The organism is Taklimakanibacter deserti (assembly GCA_003574785.1).
In genome coordinates, this window is sequence record QORU01000011.1 from 162,687 (window position 1) to 180,201 (window position 17,515).

Below are 17,515 nucleotides of genomic sequence, written 5' to 3' on the forward strand. Positions count from 1 at the left end.
CTCCCCTGTTACGGGCAGCGTATGTCCTGCTTGAAATAGTGATCGGAGATCTTCTTGTAGCCATCGCCCGCCAGCATGCCGGCCAAGGCCTTGTCGACGGCGCCGCGCAACGCGTCATTGCCCTTCTTGAAGGCCATGCCATAGCGCTCCTCATAGAGAAGATCGCCGATCTGGAGCTTGGCGTCCGGAGCCTTCTCGGACGCGGTCAGCGCGGTGAGCTTGTCCGAGACCCACACCTCGGTGCGCCCGGCGATGAGATTCTGCAGCGCATCGGTGTCCTTGGGAAAGGTCTTCACTTCCTTGACGCCCGGCACTTTGTCGATGGCCGCGAGATAGGTGGTTCCCACTTGCACGCCGACGATCTTGCCGGCGAGATCGGCGACGGTCCTCGCCCCGCCCTCCTTGGCCACGATGGCCGCCCCGCTGCACACATAGGGTGTCGAGAAATCGACCGCCTTCTGCCGCTCGGGCGTGATGCCGTGGCCCGCGACGACGAGATCGTAGCGGTCGTGATCGAGGCCGACGAGCAGGCCGTCGAAGGCGAGCGTCACCCATTCGACCTTGAGGCCGAGTGCCTCGCCGATGGCGGTGCCGAGATCGACATCGAAGCCGGTGAGCTTGTCGCCTTCGAAATAGTTGAAGGGCGGTGTCGCCCCTTCGGTGGCGATCTTGATCGTGCCGGAAGCCTTCACTTCCGCGAGATCGCGCGCCGCTGAGGGTGCGGAGAATGCGAGGGCAAGGCCCAGCATCAGGCAAATGGCTGACTTCATGACGTTCTCCTCCTGTTGTTATGGCTTCGTGAAAGTGACGGACGGTCGATCCGGAACGGATGCAGATCGATTGCGGGCTTCTGATGCATCGCGAGATCGGCGACCGCCTCGCCGAAGAGCGCACCGAATTTGAAGCCATGGCCCGAGCAGGCCGAGACGATGGCGATGTGCTCATGCTCGGGATGGCGATCGATGATGAAATCCTCATCCGGGGTGAGCGTGTAGCGGCAGGTCTGGACGCGAAGCGCCCTGGGCTCGAGGCCGGGCAGGATGCGGCCGACCTGCGCCTCGAGCCGCGTGACAAGCTCAGGGTCCGGCCCGTCATCACCATCGCGTGCCGGGCGCTTGTTCTCGATCATGAGCTTGAGGCCCTCTTCGCGCAGGAGTGGAAACCCCGAGCTCAAGATCACACCGCCCAGGTGCAGGATGAAGATCGGCAAGCGATCCGGACCGTGGAGCGCTGGATCTTCCGGCCGGAAGAAGGCGACCTGTTCCTTGGACACGGTGAGCGGCAGATCGAGGCCGAGACGGCGCAGCATCGCCGCCGTCGCCGCGCCGGCGGCGATCACCAGCCGGCCAACGTTGTAGGTGCCTTGTAAGGTCTGGAGCTCGATGCCTTGCGCAGAGGGCGTGAGCGCCAGGACGTCCTCGCCTTCGCGCAGGACGGCGCCGTGGCGCCGTGCGCTCGATGCCAGCGCGGCGAGGCCGCGATCCGCATGGAGCACGCCGCCCTCGCTTTGCAGGAGGCCTTGTGCGCCGTCCGGCAGGCTGAATTGCGGGAACTGCCGCTTGATCTCGTCGCGGTCGAGCATCTCATGCGGAACCCGGGCTTGCACCATTGCCGCTTGCGTGGCGCGCCAGGACGGCACCTCGCCGAAAGCGAGATCGAGACCGCCCGTGATCGTAAGGAGCGTGTCGCCGCTTTCCTCTTCAAGCTGCCGCCAGGCGGCATAGGCAGCGCGGCACAGGGGAATATAGGCCGCATGGCCATAGGCGAGACGGATCATGCGCGAGCGGCCATGCGAGCTTCCCTGCGCGTGACCGATCCTTGCCCGCTCGAAGAGGACGACGCGCTCGCGCCGTGCCGCAAGAGCGCGTGCCGCGGCACACCCCATGACGCCGCCGCCGATCACCGCCACATCGAAACTGCCTGATGTCATGCCGCCATTGGCACGCCCCCGCGCATGGTTGACAAACGGCGATTCCTGATCACCATGCATTAGCTACGCTTATGGATAGGGCCGCCTGACATGCGCCGTTTGCCGCCGCTCCAGACCTTGCGCGCTTTCGAGGCCGCGGCCCGCCAGGGCAGTTTCACCGCTGCCGCGCGCGAGCTCAACATCACCCAGTCGGCGGTGAGCCAGCAGATCCAGCTCCTCGAAGATGCGCTCGGCAAGCCCTTGTTCGACCGCCTCACAAGGCGGCTGGCGCTGACCCATGCGGGCGAGCTTTTCGCACCCACGGTGCGCCAGGCGCTCGATATGATCGCCGAGGTGACCGACCATGTCAGAGGCGATGCGCGGGTGAGCGATCTCGCGGTGGCGGTCATCCCGTCGCTGTCGACGCGCTGGCTGGTCTCGCGCCTGCCGCGCTTCCGTGCCCGCCATCCCGATATCGATCTGGCACTTTTCCCGGCCATCGAGCCTGCCGAGATCCATGATTGCGGCGCCGATCTCGGCATCCTCTATGGCAGCGGGCGCTGGCGCGGATTCCGGTCGGAGGAGCTCGCCAAGGAAACGGTCTTTCCCGTCGCGAGCCCCGATCTCGCGTCACCGGGTTCCTTGCAAGTCGACGACATCTTCGCCTTCACGCTCCTGCGCGATGCCGATGTGAAGCATGAATATTGGCCGGCCTGGCTCGCCGCCGCGGGTGCCAGGAAGCGTCTCGTCGCCAAGGGCCCGCGCTTCGACAATTTGAGCGACATGATCACCGCCGCCGTCGAGGGCCAGGGCATCGCCCTCGTCCGCGGCCTGCTCGTCGCCGATGATTTGCGCGCCGGTCGGCTGGTGCGCCTGTTCGAGACCGAGGTTCAGGCGCGCTATGCCTATTACCTCGTCTGGTCGAAGACCCCGCGCAACCGGATCGCCGGCCTCGCCTTCCGCGACTGGATCATCACCGAGATGACAAATCCTTGATGAGGCCGATGAAGCGCTCGACGTCCTCAGGCGGCGTCGCATAGGAGAGGACGAAGCGCACGAAGATCTCGTCATCGGCTATGCCGCCGGGTCCGAGCGTGTCCGGCATCCAGTCGTAATAATGGGCGCCCGCGGCTTGCGCCTTGTCGTGGAGCGCCCTCGGCATCACCGCGAAGATCTCATTGGCTTCGGTCGGGATCGGGATGCGGATGCGGTTGGAGGCCTTGAGGCCTTCCGCCAGGCGCTTGGCGAGGCCATTCGCTTTGCGCGCATTCTCCAGCCACAGATCGCCTTCGAGATAGGCCAGCATCTGGGCGCCGAGATAGCGGCTCTTGGAGATGAGCTGGCCGCCGCGCATGCGCCGGTAGAGGAAATCCTCGGCGAGCTTCGTGTCGAAGAACACGACCGCCTCGAGCAGCATGCCGCCATTCTTGGTGCCGCCGAAGGACATGACATCGATGCCGGCCTTCCAGGTGATCTCCGAAGGCTTGAGCCCGAGGCTCGCCACCGCATTGGCGAAGCGTGCCCCGTCCATGTGGAACTTCATCCTGCGTGAGCGTATCGGACTCTCGATCTCGTGGACTTCGCCTTCCAGTGTTTGCGGGGGCGGGCTTTGCGGAACGGCCGCGGCTGCAAGAGCCTTGATCTCGGCCGGCGTATAGACGCGGCCAAGCTCGGTGGAGTTGGTGACCGAGATGGCTGAGGGTTTCGGATCATGCTCGCCGCGGATGAAGCCCTTGAGTGTCTTCTTGACCATCTCGGGCGTGATCTTGCCGAGCGTGCCATGCAGGCCGATGATCTTGGCGCCGCCGGTGAACATTTCCGGGCTGTTGCATTCATCGACCGCGGCATGTGCTTCGGCATGGGTGATGATCGCGCCATAGGAGGGCGCCAGCGCCGAGAGCGCTAGGCCATTCGCCGCCGTGCCGGTGGTGACGAGGAAGGCGCGGACGTCTTTTTCGAAGACTTCCGAGAGCTTTTCCTCGGCACGCTTGGAGTAGTCGTCATAGCCATAGGAGGCGGAGGTGCCCTTGTTGGCCGCTTCGATAGCGGCGAGGATCTTGGGATGGATCCCATAGACATTGTCGGATGCGAAATTCATGGAAGGAGGCCCCGAAGTGAAGCAGGGCTATCGCAAATGAAGTTCATCGAGGGATGACATCGCTCTCTCCATCGCTTCCCCTTCTCCCGTTGCGAAGCAATGGGAGAAGGTGCCCGACCCCGCTACGCCAAAGCGAAGCCTTGGCTTCGCGGCGGCGAGCAGGGCGGATGAGGGCTCTTCTGAAATTGCGACGCGGGTCAAGCGAAGAGCCCTCACCCGGCCTTCGGCCACCCTCTCCCATCCTGCGGACGGGAGAGGGGGAAACCTGGAGAGAGCTGACGCATCCAGAAAATCATATGCGTCACCCTGCAAGGTGAGGGAGTGATGCTTAGGCCAGGCGCCGAGGCTCTGCCAACCCCCAAACCGGCTTCCTCCCATGCCTGCGTAATTTTGTTTCGAAATTCCCGGGTGCCTCAATCTTTGCTTGCGCCGCCCGGGGTTGTCTGACATAAATCAAAAAAGGACAGCTATGCTGTCCTTTCGCAGTGCAACAAGTTCAGGATGAGCCCGGATGATCCGGACCAATGCCAATACGGCTCTGAACGCGACGGCCCGCAAAGCCGCCGAGTGCCTGCGCATGTCCCGAGCTAAGACGACGAAAACAAAAAAGGATTGAAGCTCCGGGACGACCCTTGAAAGGGTGCCGGAGGTTCGATCCAGGTCAGGCTCGCGAGGAAACCTCGCCCCTGCCCCGCCGGCTCGGAACTCCAGCACCGCCAATAAGCACCTTCTGACCGGTTCACCATCCGGCTCAGGGGTTTATAAAAGTGATTAGGAAACGTGAGAGGCTCGGACGCCATGGCACACGCGACCCATCTTCTTCCCGAAGGCCTGCCGGAGGCGCACGGCCTCTATGACCCGCGTCACGAGCATGATGCCTGCGGCATCGGCCTCATCGCCAATATCCACAATATCAAGAGCCACAAGATCATCGCCGATGGCCTGAGCATCCTGCGCAATCTCGAGCACCGGGGTGCGGTCGGCGCCGATCCCAAGGCCGGCGACGGCGCCGGCATCCTCTTGCAGATCCCGCATGAGTTCTTCCTCGAAGAAGCCAGGCGCCTGGGCTTCACCCTGCCCGAACCACAGCATTACGCCGTGGCCCAGCTCTTCCTGCCGCGCGAGCCCGTCTATCGCCAGGACATCGAGCGCATCTGGTGGGAGACGGCGCGCGAGGAAGGCCTGAAAGTCCTGGGCTGGCGCGACGTGCCCGTCGATGAGACGGTGCTCGGCCACAGCGTCAGGCCGACCGAGCCGTTCCATCGCCAGCTCTTCGTCAGCCGCGGGCCGACCATTCGCGATGAGGCGCATTTCGAGAGAAAGCTCTTCGTCTGCCGCAAGGTGGTGTCGAACCGCGTCCTCGAAGTGCTGGCCGCCAAGGGCCGCGCCTATTACCCGGTCTCGGTCTCGAGCCGCACCATCGTCTATAAGGGCCTCGTCCTCGGCAAGGATCTGGGCCTCTATTACAAGGACCTCGCCGATGAGCGCGTGGCCTCGTCGCTCGCCATGGTGCACCAGCGCTTCTCGACCAACACTTTCCCCTCCTGGCCGCTGGCGCATCCCTATCGCTTCATCTGCCACAATGGCGAGATCAACACGCTCCGCGGCAACTACAATTGGATGGCGGCGCGCCAGGCGAATATGAAGTCCGACATGCTGGGACGCGATCTCGAAAAACTCTGGCCCATTTCCTATGAAGGCCAGTCCGACTCCGCCTGCTTCGACAATGCGCTCGAGCTCCTGTTCATGGGCGGCTATTCGCTGCCGCATGCGATGATGATGCTCATCCCGGAAGCCTGGGCCGGCAATCCGCTGATGGATGAGGACCGGCGCGCTTTCTATGAATATCACGCTGCTTTGATGGAGCCCTGGGACGGGCCCGCCGCCATGGTCTTCACCGACGGAAGGCTCATTGGCGCGACCCTCGACCGCAATGGCTTGCGCCCCTCGCGCTACATGGTGTCGGATGACGGCTTCGTGCTGCTCGCTTCCGAAATGGGCTGCCTGCAGTTCGCCGAAGAGAAGATCACCCAGAAATGGCGCTTGCAGCCCGGCAAGATGCTGCTCATCGATCTCGAGCAGAAGCGCATCATCTCCGACGACGAGCTGAAGAAGACGCTCGCCACGCAATATCCCTACAAGGAATGGCTAGCGCGCACCCAGCTCGTCCTGCGCGAGATGCCGCCGGCGAAGACCAAGCGGCCGAAGATCGCCGTGCCCTTGCTCGATCGCCAGCAGGCTTTCGGCTATAGCCAGGAGGATCTGAAGCTCCTGATGGCGCCGATGGCGCAGACCGGCCAGGAAGCGGTGGGTTCGATGGGCAACGACACGCCGATCTCGGCCTTGTCCGACAAGCCGAAGCTTCTCGACACCTATTTCAAGCAGAACTTTGCGCAAGTGACCAACCCGCCGATCGACCCGATCCGTGAGGAACTGGTCATGTCGCTCGTCTCCTTCATCGGCCCGAGGCCGAACCTGCTCGACCTCAAGGGCACCTCGACCCATATGCGCCTCGAAGTGCCGCAGCCCATCCTCACCAATGAGGAGCTGGAACGCATCCGCACCATCAATGTGGTGAAGAACAACCCCTTCCGCACGGTGACCATCGACATCACCTATGATGTCGCGAACGGCCCCGAATATATGGAAGCGGCTCTCGAAGCGATCTGCGCCGGCGCCGAGCGCGCGGTGCGCGACGGCTATAACATCATCATCCTGTCCGACCGCGCCGTCTCGGCCGAGCGCGTGCCGATCCCGGCTCTGCTCGCGACCTCGGCCACGCATCATCATTTGATCCGCCGCGGGCTTCGCACCTCGGTCGGCCTCGTGGTCGAATCGGGCGAGCCCCGCGAGGTGCATCAATATTGCACGCTCGCCGGCTATGGCGCCGAAGCGATCAATCCCTATCTCGCTTTCGAGACGCTCGAGGACATGATCGTCTCGCTCGATGAGAAGATCACGCCCGACGAGGCCTTCAAGCGCTACATCAAGGCGGTCGACAAGGGCATATTGAAAGTGATGTCCAAGATGGGCATCTCGACCTACCAGTCCTATTGCGGCGCCCAGATCTTCGACGCGGTCGGCCTCGCGAGCGAATTCATCGGCCGCTATTTCACCGGCACCGCAAGCCAGATCGAAGGCGTCGGCCTGGATGAGATCGCGGCCGAGGCCTTCGCCCGCCATCAAGCGGCCTTTGGCGAGAGCCCGGTGCTCACCAGCGCGCTCGAGGTCGGCGGCGAATATCTCTACCGCATCCGCGGCGAGCAGCATGTGTGGACGCCGGAAACGGTCGCCAAATTGCAGCACGCCGTGCGCGGGCAATCGCACGAGACCTACCGCGACTTCGCCAGGCTGGTGAACAATCAGAGCGAGCATTTCATGACGCCGCGCGGCCTCTTCCGCATCAGAACTGCGGAAGAGATCGGCAAAACGCCGGTCGCCATCGACGATGTCGAGCCCGCCAAGGAGATCGTCAAGCGCTTCGCCACCGGCGCCATGTCCTTCGGCTCTCTGGGCCGCGAGGCGCATACGACGCTCGCCATCGCCATGAACCGCATTGGCGGGCGCTCCAACACCGGCGAGGGCGGCGAGGAGCCGGAGCGCTTCAAGCTCCTGCCTAATGGCGATTCCATGCGCTCGGCGATCAAGCAGGTCGCCTCCGGCCGCTTCGGCGTCACCACCGAATATCTGGTCAATGCCGATCAGATCCAGATCAAGATGGCGCAAGGGGCGAAGCCCGGCGAAGGCGGACAGCTGCCCGGCCACAAGGTCGACGCCACCATCGCGCGCGTGCGCTATTCGACGCCGGGCGTCGGCCTCATCTCGCCGCCGCCGCATCACGACATCTATTCGATCGAGGACCTGGCCCAGCTCATCTACGACCTGCGCAACACCAATCCGAAAGCCTCGGTCTCGGTCAAGCTCGTCTCGGAAGTGGGCGTCGGCACGGTCGCCGCCGGCGTCGCCAAGGCGCGCGCCGATCATGTCACCATTTCGGGCTTCGAGGGCGGCACCGGCGCTTCGCCCTTGACCTCGATCAAGCATGCCGGCAGCCCGTGGGAGATCGGCCTCGCCGAAACCCAGCAGACGCTCGTCGCCAACCGCTTGCGCGGCCGCATCGTCGTCCAGGCCGATGGCGGCATCCGCACCGGCCGCGACGTCGTGGTCGCGGCCCTTCTCGGCGCCGATGAGATGGGCTTCTCGACGGCACCCCTCATCGCCGCGGGCTGCATCATGATGCGCAAGTGCCATCTCAACACCTGCCCGGTTGGCGTCGCAACCCAGGATCCGGTGCTGCGCAAGCGCTTCAAGGGCGCGCCTGAGCATGTCATCAACTACTTCTTCTTTGTCGCCGAGGAAGTGCGCGAGCTCATGGCGCAAATGGGCATCCGCCGCTTCGATGAGCTCATCGGCATGAGCGAATATCTCGACAAGCTCGCGGCCATCGATCACTGGAAGGCCAAGGGCCTCGACTTCACCCGCATTTTCGAGAAGCCGCAGGTCATCGGCAAGGTTTCCATCCGCCGCGACGACCCGCCGAAGCATGATCTCTCGCAAACCCTCGATGTTCATCTGATCCGTGAGGCGCAGGCGGCGCTCACTTCGGGCACGCCGGTCGAGATCGAGGCCAAGGTCACCAATGTCCATCGCACCATCGGCGCCATGCTGTCGGGCGAGGTCGCCAAGCGCCATGGCCATCAGGGCCTGCCCGAGGACACGATCCGCGTCGCCCTCACCGGCATTGCCGGCCAGAGCTTTGGCGCCTTCCTCGCCCATGGCGTGACGCTCGATCTCACCGGCGAGGCCAATGATTATGTCGGCAAGGGCATTTCCGGTGGCAAGCTCATCATCAAGCCGCATGAGCATGTGGGCTTCCAGCCTGAGAAGTCGATCATCGTCGGCAACACCGTGCTCTATGGCGCCATCGGCGGCGAATGCTATTTCCGCGGCGTCGCCGGCGAACGCTTCGCCGTGCGCAATTCCGGCGCCATCGCCGTCGTCGAAGGTGTCGGCGATCATGGTTGCGAATATATGACGGGCGGCATCGTGCTGGTCATCGGCGAGACGGGCCGCAATTTCGCCGCCGGCATGTCGGGCGGCGTCGCCTATGTGCTCGATGAGAAGGGCGACTTCGCCCAGCGCTGCAACCTGGCGATGGTCGATCTGGCGCCGGTGCCGGCCGAGGAGGTTGCGATCGAGCGCCTGCATCATCATGGCGGCGATCTCGAGCATCACGGCCTCGTCGACGTGACCGTTGATATGGACCGGCACGATGCCGAGCGCATCTGGGAGCTGCTCGCCCGCCATCTGAAATACACGAACTCCAGTCGGGCGCGCGAGATCATCGACCACTGGGGCGACTATTTGCCGAAATTCGTGAAGGTGATGCCGGTCGAATATGCCAAGGCCCTGGCTGAGCTCGAAAAGGCGCAGGCCCAGAGCGACGGCATGACCATTGGCATGAAGCGGAGAGCCTAGATATGAAGATCTATGGCGACAGGAACTCCGGCAACTGCCAGAAGGTCAGCATCACCGCCGACTTTCTGAAGATTCCCTATCGGTGGATCGATATCGACATCATGAAGGCCGAGAGCCGGACGAACGCGTTCTTGCAGAAGAGCCCGATGGGGCAGGTGCCGGTCATCGAGCTCGATGACGGGCGCTGCCTGGCGCAGTCCAATGCGATCATCCGCTATCTGGCCAATGGCAGCTCGCTCCTGCCGGACGATCCTTTCACGCAGGCGAAGATCGACGAATTATTGTTCTGGGAGCAATACAGCCACGAACCCTATGTGGCGACGAGCCGCTATCACATGGTCTATCTCGGCCGCAGCAAGGATGAGCGCGAGCCGATGCGGGTCGAGCGCGGCGAGAAGGCGCTCGATCTGATGGAGCAGCTCATCAAGGGCAGGATGTGGTTCGCGGGCGATGCGCTGTCGGTCGCCGACATTGCGCTTCTCGCTTATACACGGCTTGCCCATGAAGGCGGTTTCGATCTCACGACCCGGCCGCGGGTGATGGCGTGGATCATGCGCGCGGAAATGGCGCTCGGTCTGCCACCGGCAGGAAAGCACGAGGAGTAGACTATGGGAAAGATCACCGGCTTTCTTGAGATCGACCGGCAGGAGCAGAAATATGCGCCGGCGTCCGATCGCGTCCGGCATTTCCGCGAATTCGCCATTCCGCTCGATGACCGCGATACCGAGAAGCAGGCGGCGCGCTGCATGGATTGCGGCATCCCCTATTGTCATACCGGCTGTCCGGTGAACAACCAGATCCCCGACTGGAACGATCTCGTCTATCAGGGCAATTGGCGCGACGCGTCGGTCAACCTGCACTCGACCAACAACTTCCCGGAATTCACCGGCCGCATCTGCCCCGCACCTTGCGAGGAAGCCTGCACGCTCAATCTCGAGAATGTGCCGGTGACGATCAAGACGATCGAGCAGGCGATCGCCGACAAGGCCTGGTCGGAAGGCTGGATCAGGCCGGAGCCCGCGGAAGAAAAGACCGGCAAGACGGTCGCTATCGTGGGCTCGGGCTCGGCCGGCATGGCGGCGGCGCAGCAACTGGCGCGCGCCGGCCATGAGGTGCATGTCTTCGAGCGCTATGCCAAGGCCGGCGGCCTTTTGCGCTACGGCATTCCCGACTTCAAGATGGAGAAGCATCCGATCGACCGGCGCGTCGAGCAGATGGAGGCCGAGGGTGTCACCTTCCACTACAATGTCGATATCGGCGTCACGCGCCCCTTCCGCTCGCTCACCGATGTCTATGACGCGGTGCTGCTGGCGGGTGGCGCCGAACGGCCGCGCGATCCGGGCCTGCCGGGCATGGATCTCGACGGGGCGCATTATGCCATGCCGTTCCTCATCCAGAGCAACCGTCGCGTCGGCGGTGAGGATATCGCGGCCGAGCGCCCGCTCATCGCCACCGGTAAGCATGTGGTGGTGATCGGCGGCGGCGATACCGCTTCCGATTGCATCGGCACGTCCTTCCGGCAAGGCGCGCTGTCGGTGACCCAGCTCGACATCCGTCCCGTTCCGCCGGAGCAGGAAGACAAGATGGTGGTGTGGCCCTATTGGCCGACCAAGTTCCGCACCTCGTCATCGCAGGCCGAAGGTGCGGCGCGCGAATTCTCCTGCGCGACGCTCAGCATTGTCGGCGAGAAGGGCAAGGTCACCGGCGTCAAATGCGCGCGTGTCAATCAGAAGCGCGAGCCGCTGCCGGGCACCGAATTCATCATCAAGGCCGATCTCGTGCTGATCGCCATCGGTTTCGCCGGGCCGGAGGAGAAGGGCCTTCTCGAAGAGACCCCCTTCGAGCGCGACAAGCGCAGCAACATCAAGGCCAATACCGACGACTACAAGACCTCGGTCGAGAAGGTCTTCGCCGCGGGCGATATCCGCAAAGGCCAGTCGCTGGTCGTCTGGGCGATCCGCGAGGGCCGCCAAGCGGCACGCGCCATCGATGAATATCTGATGGGCGAGTCGGAACTGCCGCGGTAGAGCGCCGGACGTTCTCATAGAATCGCCTCGGCACTCTATCTTTTTGTTTGCGTAACCTCGTGTCTCCACCCCTCACCCGCACAGGGTGAGGGTATTCACCATCAATTACTGCACCGGCGTGAAATCGTCGAACCGGCCGCGCCGCGCGGTGATCGCCTCGCCGCGGCTGAACAGGCGCGAGGCGTCGGTGCCGGGCTTGGTCGTGCGCGCGAGCTGCGCCATGGCCGGATCGTTGGGTGCCGGAAGCGCCCCCGCATAGTCCGATTTCGCCGGCGGTGCCTGCTCCGATCCGTTGGCACCTGGCGCCGCCTGGGGCAGGGTTTCGGAAGGCTGGCCGAAGCCCGGCATGGGCTGGCTTTCGGTCGCCGCGACCGGCGGCGGCGTCGCGGGGGCCGCGGCCACCGCCACCTCGATGTCCTTGTTGATCGCGGCCATGACCAAGCTTCCCAGCTTGTTGTTGCCTTCCTTCAGGAAATGCACGCCGTCGCGCGAGCGCAATCTGACGAATTCGCCGGTCTCATCGAAGCCCGAGTCGCTGTATTTGCCATTGTCCAACAGTTCGGGGCGCGTCTCGACGAAGCGGATGCCGGCTGCTTGGGCGCGCTCCTTATGGATGGCGGCGATGATCTTCATCGAGGCATCGTATTTTTCCGCCTCCACCGGCGGCATCTCCATCCAGTAGACCGCCGCACCCGCGGCCTTGAGGCTCGCCATGAGCTCGTCGACCTGCTTGACATAGGCCGCCCGCCATTCCGGCGTGTCGAAGGCATAGCGCATCGCCCCGTCGCGGATCGGCTGCGCGTCGTTCGATCCCAGCATCACGATGGCGATATCGATCTTGTTGCTGGCGAGGATTTTGGGCAGCGCGCCGTTCCAGTCATAATATTCCGGACGCGAAAGGCCCGAATCCTCCTTGTAGCGCCCGTTGAGCGATATCCGCACATCGCCTTCGATGGTGCGCGACACGCCCGACCACAGGCCGGCGGCGAGCGAGTCGCCGAGGACGAAGACCTGATAGAGGTCCTTGGAGGCGAAATAGGGTTTCGCCGCATCTGCCTGCCGGTCCTGCTTGCCCTCTTGCGCATGAACGGAGAGCGAGAGGGCCACGATCGCACAGACGGTGAGAAACGCGCGCTTGATCATGCCCCGATCCTACCCGCCCTGGCGCAAGCGCTCAAGCAGCGCCACGGTCGGCGTGCCGTCGAGCTTCAGGCCGGTTTTGTGCTGGAATCCGAGTATGGCTTCGTAGGTGCGGGCGCCGAAGCGCCCATCCGTGCCGCCCGGATCGAAGCCTTGGGCGGTGAGCAGCTCCTGGATCTCGACGCGCTGCGCGACGGAGAGATCGTATTTGATCTCGGGCCATGACGCCACGAAGGGAGCACCACCCTTGAGGCGGTCCGCCAGATGACCGACCGCCACCGCATAGGAATGCGACTGGTTGTAGTCCATGATCGCCATGAAATTGCGGGTGACGAGGAAAGGCGGGCCGTTGACGCCCTGCGGCACCATGACGAAGGCTTCCACCTTGGGCGAGCCGAAATCGCCGCCGCGCGCCGGCTTGATCCCGAGCTTCGACCATTCGGCGACGGTCCGCCAGTTCGAGCGGCCGATCAGCGCGCGGTCGAATTTCGCCGGCAGCTTGACTTCCCAGCCCCAGGGACGGTCGTTCCGCCAGCCCTTCTTGGCGAGATAGTTCGCCGTCGAGGCGAGCGCATCGGCGCTCGAATTCCAGATGTCCTTCTTGCCGTCGCCCGTCCAGTCGACCGCGAAGGAGAGATAGGAGGTGGGGATGAACTGGGTGTGGCCCATGGCGCCGGCCCAGGAGCCGGTGAAATTTTGCGGTGAGACGATGCCGATCTTCAGGATCTTGAGGGCAGCGATGTATTGTTCCCGAGCGTAGTCCTTGCGGCTGCCGGAATAGAGCAAGGTGGCGAGCGAGCGCATCACCTTCATCTGGCCCTTGTCGCGGCCGAAATTGCTTTCCATGCCCCAGATGGCGAGCAGGATGTTGCGGTCGACCTTGTAGCGCTTTTCGATCTGGCCGAGGAGATCGGCCTCCTCCGCCTTCACGCCGCGACCTGCGTCGATGCGCGCCTGCGTCACCGCCTTTTCCAGATATTGCGACGTCGTCGTGGTGAGTTCCGGCTGGTTGTTGGCGAGCTTGAGCACCAGGGGGTCGGGATCGCTGATCCCGGCGAAGGCGCGGTCGAACACCTCACGCGATATCCCGGCAGCCTTCGCCCTTGGCCACATTTTCTGGACGAAGCTCTCGAATTCGGCGTCGGCCATTGCCGCGGGTGCCGCCATTCCACAAAGGCTCGCCACCAAAAGGGCGACGGTCAGACTTTTCGCCATCAATGTCCTCAATCAACGGGTGAGTCGATTCGCCCCTCGCAACCGTCATATCAGAGGAAGAGAAAAGCCGCCAAATGCGGCCTCTTTCAGGCGGCCTCGTTACGCTGGCGCAAATAGTCTTCCCAGGCGAGCGCGCTCTCGACGATGCGGTCGATATCCTGGTGCTTCGGCGTCCAGCCCATTTCCGCCTTGATCTTGTCGGAAGCGGCGACAATCGCCGCGGGATCCCCTGCCCGGCGCGGCGCCATGCGCTTGTTCACCGGCTTCCCGGCCGCCTTTTCCACCGCCTTGATGATGTCGAGCACGCTGTAGCCCGTGCCATAGCCGCAATTATAGGGGCCGCTCTTGCCGCCATTGCGCAGATGCTTCAGCGCATCGAGATGCGCCTGGGCGAGATCGCTGACATGGATATAGTCGCGCAGGCACGTGCCGTCCGGCGTGTCATAGTCCGAGCCGAAGACGTCCATTTGCTGCCTTTCGCCGAGCACGGTCTGGCAGGCGACCTTGATGAGATGCGTGGCCTTGGGCGTCGACTGGCCGGTGCGGCCTTTGGGATCGGCGCCGGCGACGTTGAAGTAGCGCAAGGCCACATATTGCAGCCCGTAAGCCGCATGGCTGTCGCGCAGCATCCATTCGCTCATCAGCTTCGATGAGCCATAGGGCGAGATCGGATTGAGACCTGCGTCTTCCTCGACCGGCACCGATTGCGGATTGCCATAGACGGCGGCGGTCGAGGAGAAGACGAAACGCGGAACTTGCGCCTTCACCGCCGCGGCGATGAGACTGCGTGTCTTGACCGTATTGTTGAGATAGTAGCTCAAGGGGTCGGCGACCGATTCCGGCACGACGATGGAGCCGGCGAAATGGATGATGGCGTCGAATTTGTGATCCTTGGTCAGCTGGCCGAGCAGCGCTTCATCGCCGATATCGCCTTCGACCAAGCGGGCTTGCGGCGCGATCGCCCACCAGAAGCCGGTCGACAGATTGTCGAGGACGACCACTTCCTCGCCGGCATCGGCGAGCGCATAGACCATGTGGCTGCCTATATAGCCAGCACCCCCGGTCACCAGAACCGCCATGCCGCTTCTCCTTCACGAACACACACCAGAAATATTCCCTGTCTTCACGATTTAACCCAAATTGGCGCAAGAATGCGTCAGGCCTTCGGGTCGGCACGAAAACGAGCTCAATAAGGAGTAACACACAAATGCAGCGCCGCATCAAGAAAGCAGTTTTCCCCGTCGCGGGCCTCGGGACACGGTTCCTTCCGGCGACCAAGGCTGTCCCTAAGGAAATGCTGACCATCGTCGACAAGCCGGTCATCCAGATCGTCGTCGATGAGGCGCGCGAGGCCGGCATCGAGCATTTCGTCTTCGTCACCGGGCGCAACAAGAGCGTCATCGAGGATCATTTCGACAAGCAATATGAGCTCGAGGCGACGCTGCGTCAGCGCAACAAGACGCCTGAGCTCGAGCTCCTGCAGAAATCGCTGCCGCGACCCGGCGAGACGAGCTTCACCCGCCAGCAGGAACCTTTGGGGCTGGGCCATGCCGTCTGGTGCGCCCGCGACATCGTCGGCGACGAGCCCTTCGCCCTCCTTCTTCCCGACATGCTGATCCACGCCAAGCCCGGATGCCTGCGCCAGATGGTCGATGTCTATGAGGCGCAAGGCGGCGGCAATGTCATCGCGGTCGAGGAAGTACCGTGGGAGCATGTGCACCGCTATGGCGTGGTGAAGCCCGGCGCCTGGTCGGGCCGCGCCTTCACCATCGAATCCATGGTCGAGAAGCCGAAGCGCGAGGCCGCACCATCCAATCTCATTATCTCCGGCCGCTACATCCTGCAGCCCGAGATCTTCGCCGAGATCGAGAAGCAGGAGCCGGGTGCGGGCGGCGAGATCCAGATCACCGATGCGATGATCCGCCTGCAGGCGCGGCAGAAATTCTCCGGCCTCAAATTCACCGGCCGCACCTATGATTGCGGCGACAAGGTCGGCTTCCTCACCGCCAATGTCGCCTATGGTCTCGAGCGCCACGACCTGTCGCTCCCCTTCAAGCGCGAGCTCAAGCGCATCATCGATGAAGCGGGCGGGCTTGGCTGACGCTGGCGTCGGCACCTGGAAATATTCCCCCTCTCCCATTGCTGCGCAACGGAGAGGGGGAATGCTAGGCGAGATCTTCAACTCTGCTTGCAATTTTATCGCCTGATTTCAATCCCGGCGGTGAGGCGGTTCTCGTAGTAGTCGGAGTTGGGTTCGCTGTTATCGTTGTAGAGGAAGTCGTAATCGAGGGTCCAGGCGATCCAGCGGTTCATCCGCCACAGCACGCCCAAGTTGCTGCGCAGCTTCAGCTCGGTTTCATCCGTGCCCTGAACATCTTCGTAGGAGAGGCCGACGCGGCCATGGAGTGTCAGATAGTCGCGCAAATCATGGCTGATGCCGAGATAGGCGTCATAGTTGCGGGCGCCGCTCGAGTCGGCGGTCGCCGTTTCGTCGAGACCGGTGCCGAGCGTCAGATCGAGCGTCGTCAGCTCGGTGGGCCGCCAGATGACTTGCCCCGTCAGGCCGAATACGTCGAGCGTCTCCAGCCGATCATCGGCATAGTCGCGCCACAGATAGGTGAGCGCCAATTCACCCGACCATATGGGTGACGGTTCGAAGGCAACGCCGACCGCGACGCGATAGCCGTCGGAATCGCGGTCGAAGCCGTTGCGGTCGGGCACCTCGAAATGGAACCGCGGCATATAGCCCGCTTCCACGAAAGGCTGCAGCGCAGGCGAGGCTTCATAGCCGACCCGCAGCACCGCCTGGGGCTGGACATAGTCGCGATCCCCGTTCTCTTCCTTGCCGCCGCCCGCCAGCTCGACGTCGCCGTAATATTGCCAGTCGGCGCCGGCCAGCAGGGTTGCCGAAATGCGCCCATAGCGATGCCGCAAGGCGGCATTGGCGCCGAAGGACTGGTCGGTGCGAATGCCGACGGGCGTGTCGGGCACCTCGCTGTCCGAGCCATTGTCCTCCGACAGAGCATAGAAGGCATCGAGGGTGAGCGTGGTCGAGCGCAGGACATCGAGCCGCAATCTGGCATTGGCATCGATGTCCTTGGAATCGTTCTCGCTCTGGTCGTCGTAATAGATGAGATCGCCGGCCCCTTGGATGGCGAGCTCGTGCCGGACCCAGTCGCTGACGATCCTGAGCGACGGCCTGAACCTCGCGCCGACGTCGCCTTTTGGATCGTCCGTGTCGAGGCCCGGATTGTCCGAGACGATGACCCCGGCGCGCATGACGGGAAAAATGGTGAGCCCGCCGGCCTGGATGCCGAGCGCGTCATAGGGGTCGACGTCGGAATAGCGTTTTTTGGGCGGCGGCGGTGGCGGCTCGACGATGGGATTGACCTCGAGCGTCGTCGGCCGCGCGGCGACCACGATCGGCTGGGCTTCCTGGTTCGCCTCTTCGATGCCGGTGTCCTGGGCCGCTTCCGGAACGTCAAGGCCGGTCCTCAGGCCGATATCTTCCTGCGCCCCGACCTCACCGCTCAGGAGGAATGCCGCCGCGATGCCGCAATATATGAAACGCTGGCGGACCATCCACTAACCCCGTTCTCTCCAGAACTTAACGAAAACATGGTTAATGGGCGGTTGACGGGTCCTGGC

At 63.4% G+C, this 17,515-nt stretch carries 12 protein-coding genes; 5 read left to right on the forward strand and 7 right to left on the reverse strand.

Annotated elements, in window-relative coordinates; translation table 11 throughout:
• Window positions 1-8: 8 nt before the first annotated feature.
• Both DS839_RS23155 and solA read right to left on the reverse strand, forming a co-directional pair.
• Window positions 9-770 (reverse strand): ABC transporter substrate-binding protein, encoded by a 762-nt coding sequence (locus DS839_RS23155; protein WP_119272852.1) that lies wholly within the window; start codon window positions 768-770, stop codon window positions 9-11.
• Window positions 767-1,930 carry an N-methyl-L-tryptophan oxidase gene (solA, locus tag DS839_RS23160; protein ID WP_162918744.1) on the reverse strand — a complete coding sequence of 388 codons (1,164 nt, stop codon included), beginning with the start codon at window positions 1,928-1,930 and terminating at the stop codon, window positions 767-769. The genes DS839_RS23155 and solA overlap by 4 nt, the downstream gene beginning before the upstream one ends.
• A gap of 90 nt (window positions 1,931-2,020) precedes the next feature.
• On the opposite strand from solA, the gene gcvA reads away from it, so the two are divergent.
• Complete coding sequence (gene gcvA, locus DS839_RS23165) at window positions 2,021-2,905, forward strand: transcriptional regulator GcvA (RefSeq protein ID WP_119272854.1); 885 nt, start codon at window positions 2,021-2,023, stop codon at window positions 2,903-2,905.
• On the opposite strand, the gene DS839_RS23170 is transcribed toward gcvA, so the two are convergent.
• The gene (locus tag DS839_RS23170) at window positions 2,883-4,007 is read right to left on the reverse strand and encodes a threonine aldolase family protein (RefSeq protein WP_119272855.1); all 1,125 of its coding nucleotides are present in this window, start codon (window positions 4,005-4,007) and stop codon (window positions 2,883-2,885) included. The genes gcvA and DS839_RS23170 overlap by 23 nt on opposite strands.
• Before the next feature lie 798 nt (window positions 4,008-4,805).
• Between DS839_RS23170 and gltB the strand changes: the two genes are divergently transcribed.
• From gltB to DS839_RS23185, 3 genes are read left to right on the forward strand one after another with little or no spacing between them, the layout of a single operon-like run.
• Window positions 4,806-9,485, forward strand: coding sequence for a glutamate synthase large subunit (gltB, locus tag DS839_RS23175; protein ID WP_119272856.1), 4,680 nt, complete (start codon window positions 4,806-4,808; stop codon window positions 9,483-9,485).
• A gap of 2 nt (window positions 9,486-9,487) precedes the next feature.
• Window positions 9,488-10,090, forward strand: a complete 603-nt coding sequence (locus DS839_RS23180; protein WP_119272857.1) for a glutathione S-transferase family protein — start codon at window positions 9,488-9,490, stop codon at window positions 10,088-10,090.
• Window positions 10,091-10,093: 3 nt separating this feature from the next.
• Window positions 10,094-11,512, forward strand: coding sequence for a glutamate synthase subunit beta (locus DS839_RS23185; RefSeq protein ID WP_119272858.1), 1,419 nt, complete (start codon window positions 10,094-10,096; stop codon window positions 11,510-11,512).
• Window positions 11,513-11,617: 105 nt separating this feature from the next.
• Here DS839_RS23185 and DS839_RS23190 read toward each other — a convergent pair whose 3' ends face one another.
• The 3 genes from DS839_RS23190 to galE all read right to left on the reverse strand — a co-directional run bounded on the left by DS839_RS23190 (window position 11,618) and on the right by galE (window position 14,946).
• A complete protein-coding gene (locus tag DS839_RS23190) occupies window positions 11,618-12,655 on the reverse strand; it encodes an SGNH/GDSL hydrolase family protein (protein ID WP_119272859.1) in 1,038 nt (345 codons plus the stop codon).
• A 9-nt stretch (window positions 12,656-12,664) separates the two neighbouring features.
• Complete coding sequence (locus tag DS839_RS23195) at window positions 12,665-13,867, reverse strand: lytic murein transglycosylase (protein WP_119272860.1); 1,203 nt, start codon at window positions 13,865-13,867, stop codon at window positions 12,665-12,667.
• Between the two features lie 86 nt (window positions 13,868-13,953).
• Window positions 13,954-14,946, reverse strand: a complete 993-nt coding sequence (gene galE / locus DS839_RS23200) for a UDP-glucose 4-epimerase GalE (protein WP_119272861.1) — start codon at window positions 14,944-14,946, stop codon at window positions 13,954-13,956.
• Between the two features lie 128 nt (window positions 14,947-15,074).
• Here galE and galU point away from each other — a divergent pair, with 128 nt between their 5' ends.
• Window positions 15,075-15,968: a UTP--glucose-1-phosphate uridylyltransferase GalU gene (gene galU / locus DS839_RS23205; protein ID WP_119272862.1), complete on the forward strand. Its 894-nt coding sequence runs from the start codon at window positions 15,075-15,077 to the stop codon at window positions 15,966-15,968.
• A 95-nt stretch (window positions 15,969-16,063) separates the two neighbouring features.
• On the opposite strand, the gene DS839_RS23210 is transcribed toward galU, so the two are convergent.
• A complete protein-coding gene (locus DS839_RS23210) occupies window positions 16,064-17,449 on the reverse strand; it encodes an outer membrane beta-barrel protein (RefSeq protein WP_119272863.1) in 1,386 nt (461 codons plus the stop codon).
• Window positions 17,450-17,515: the final 66 nt, after the last annotated feature.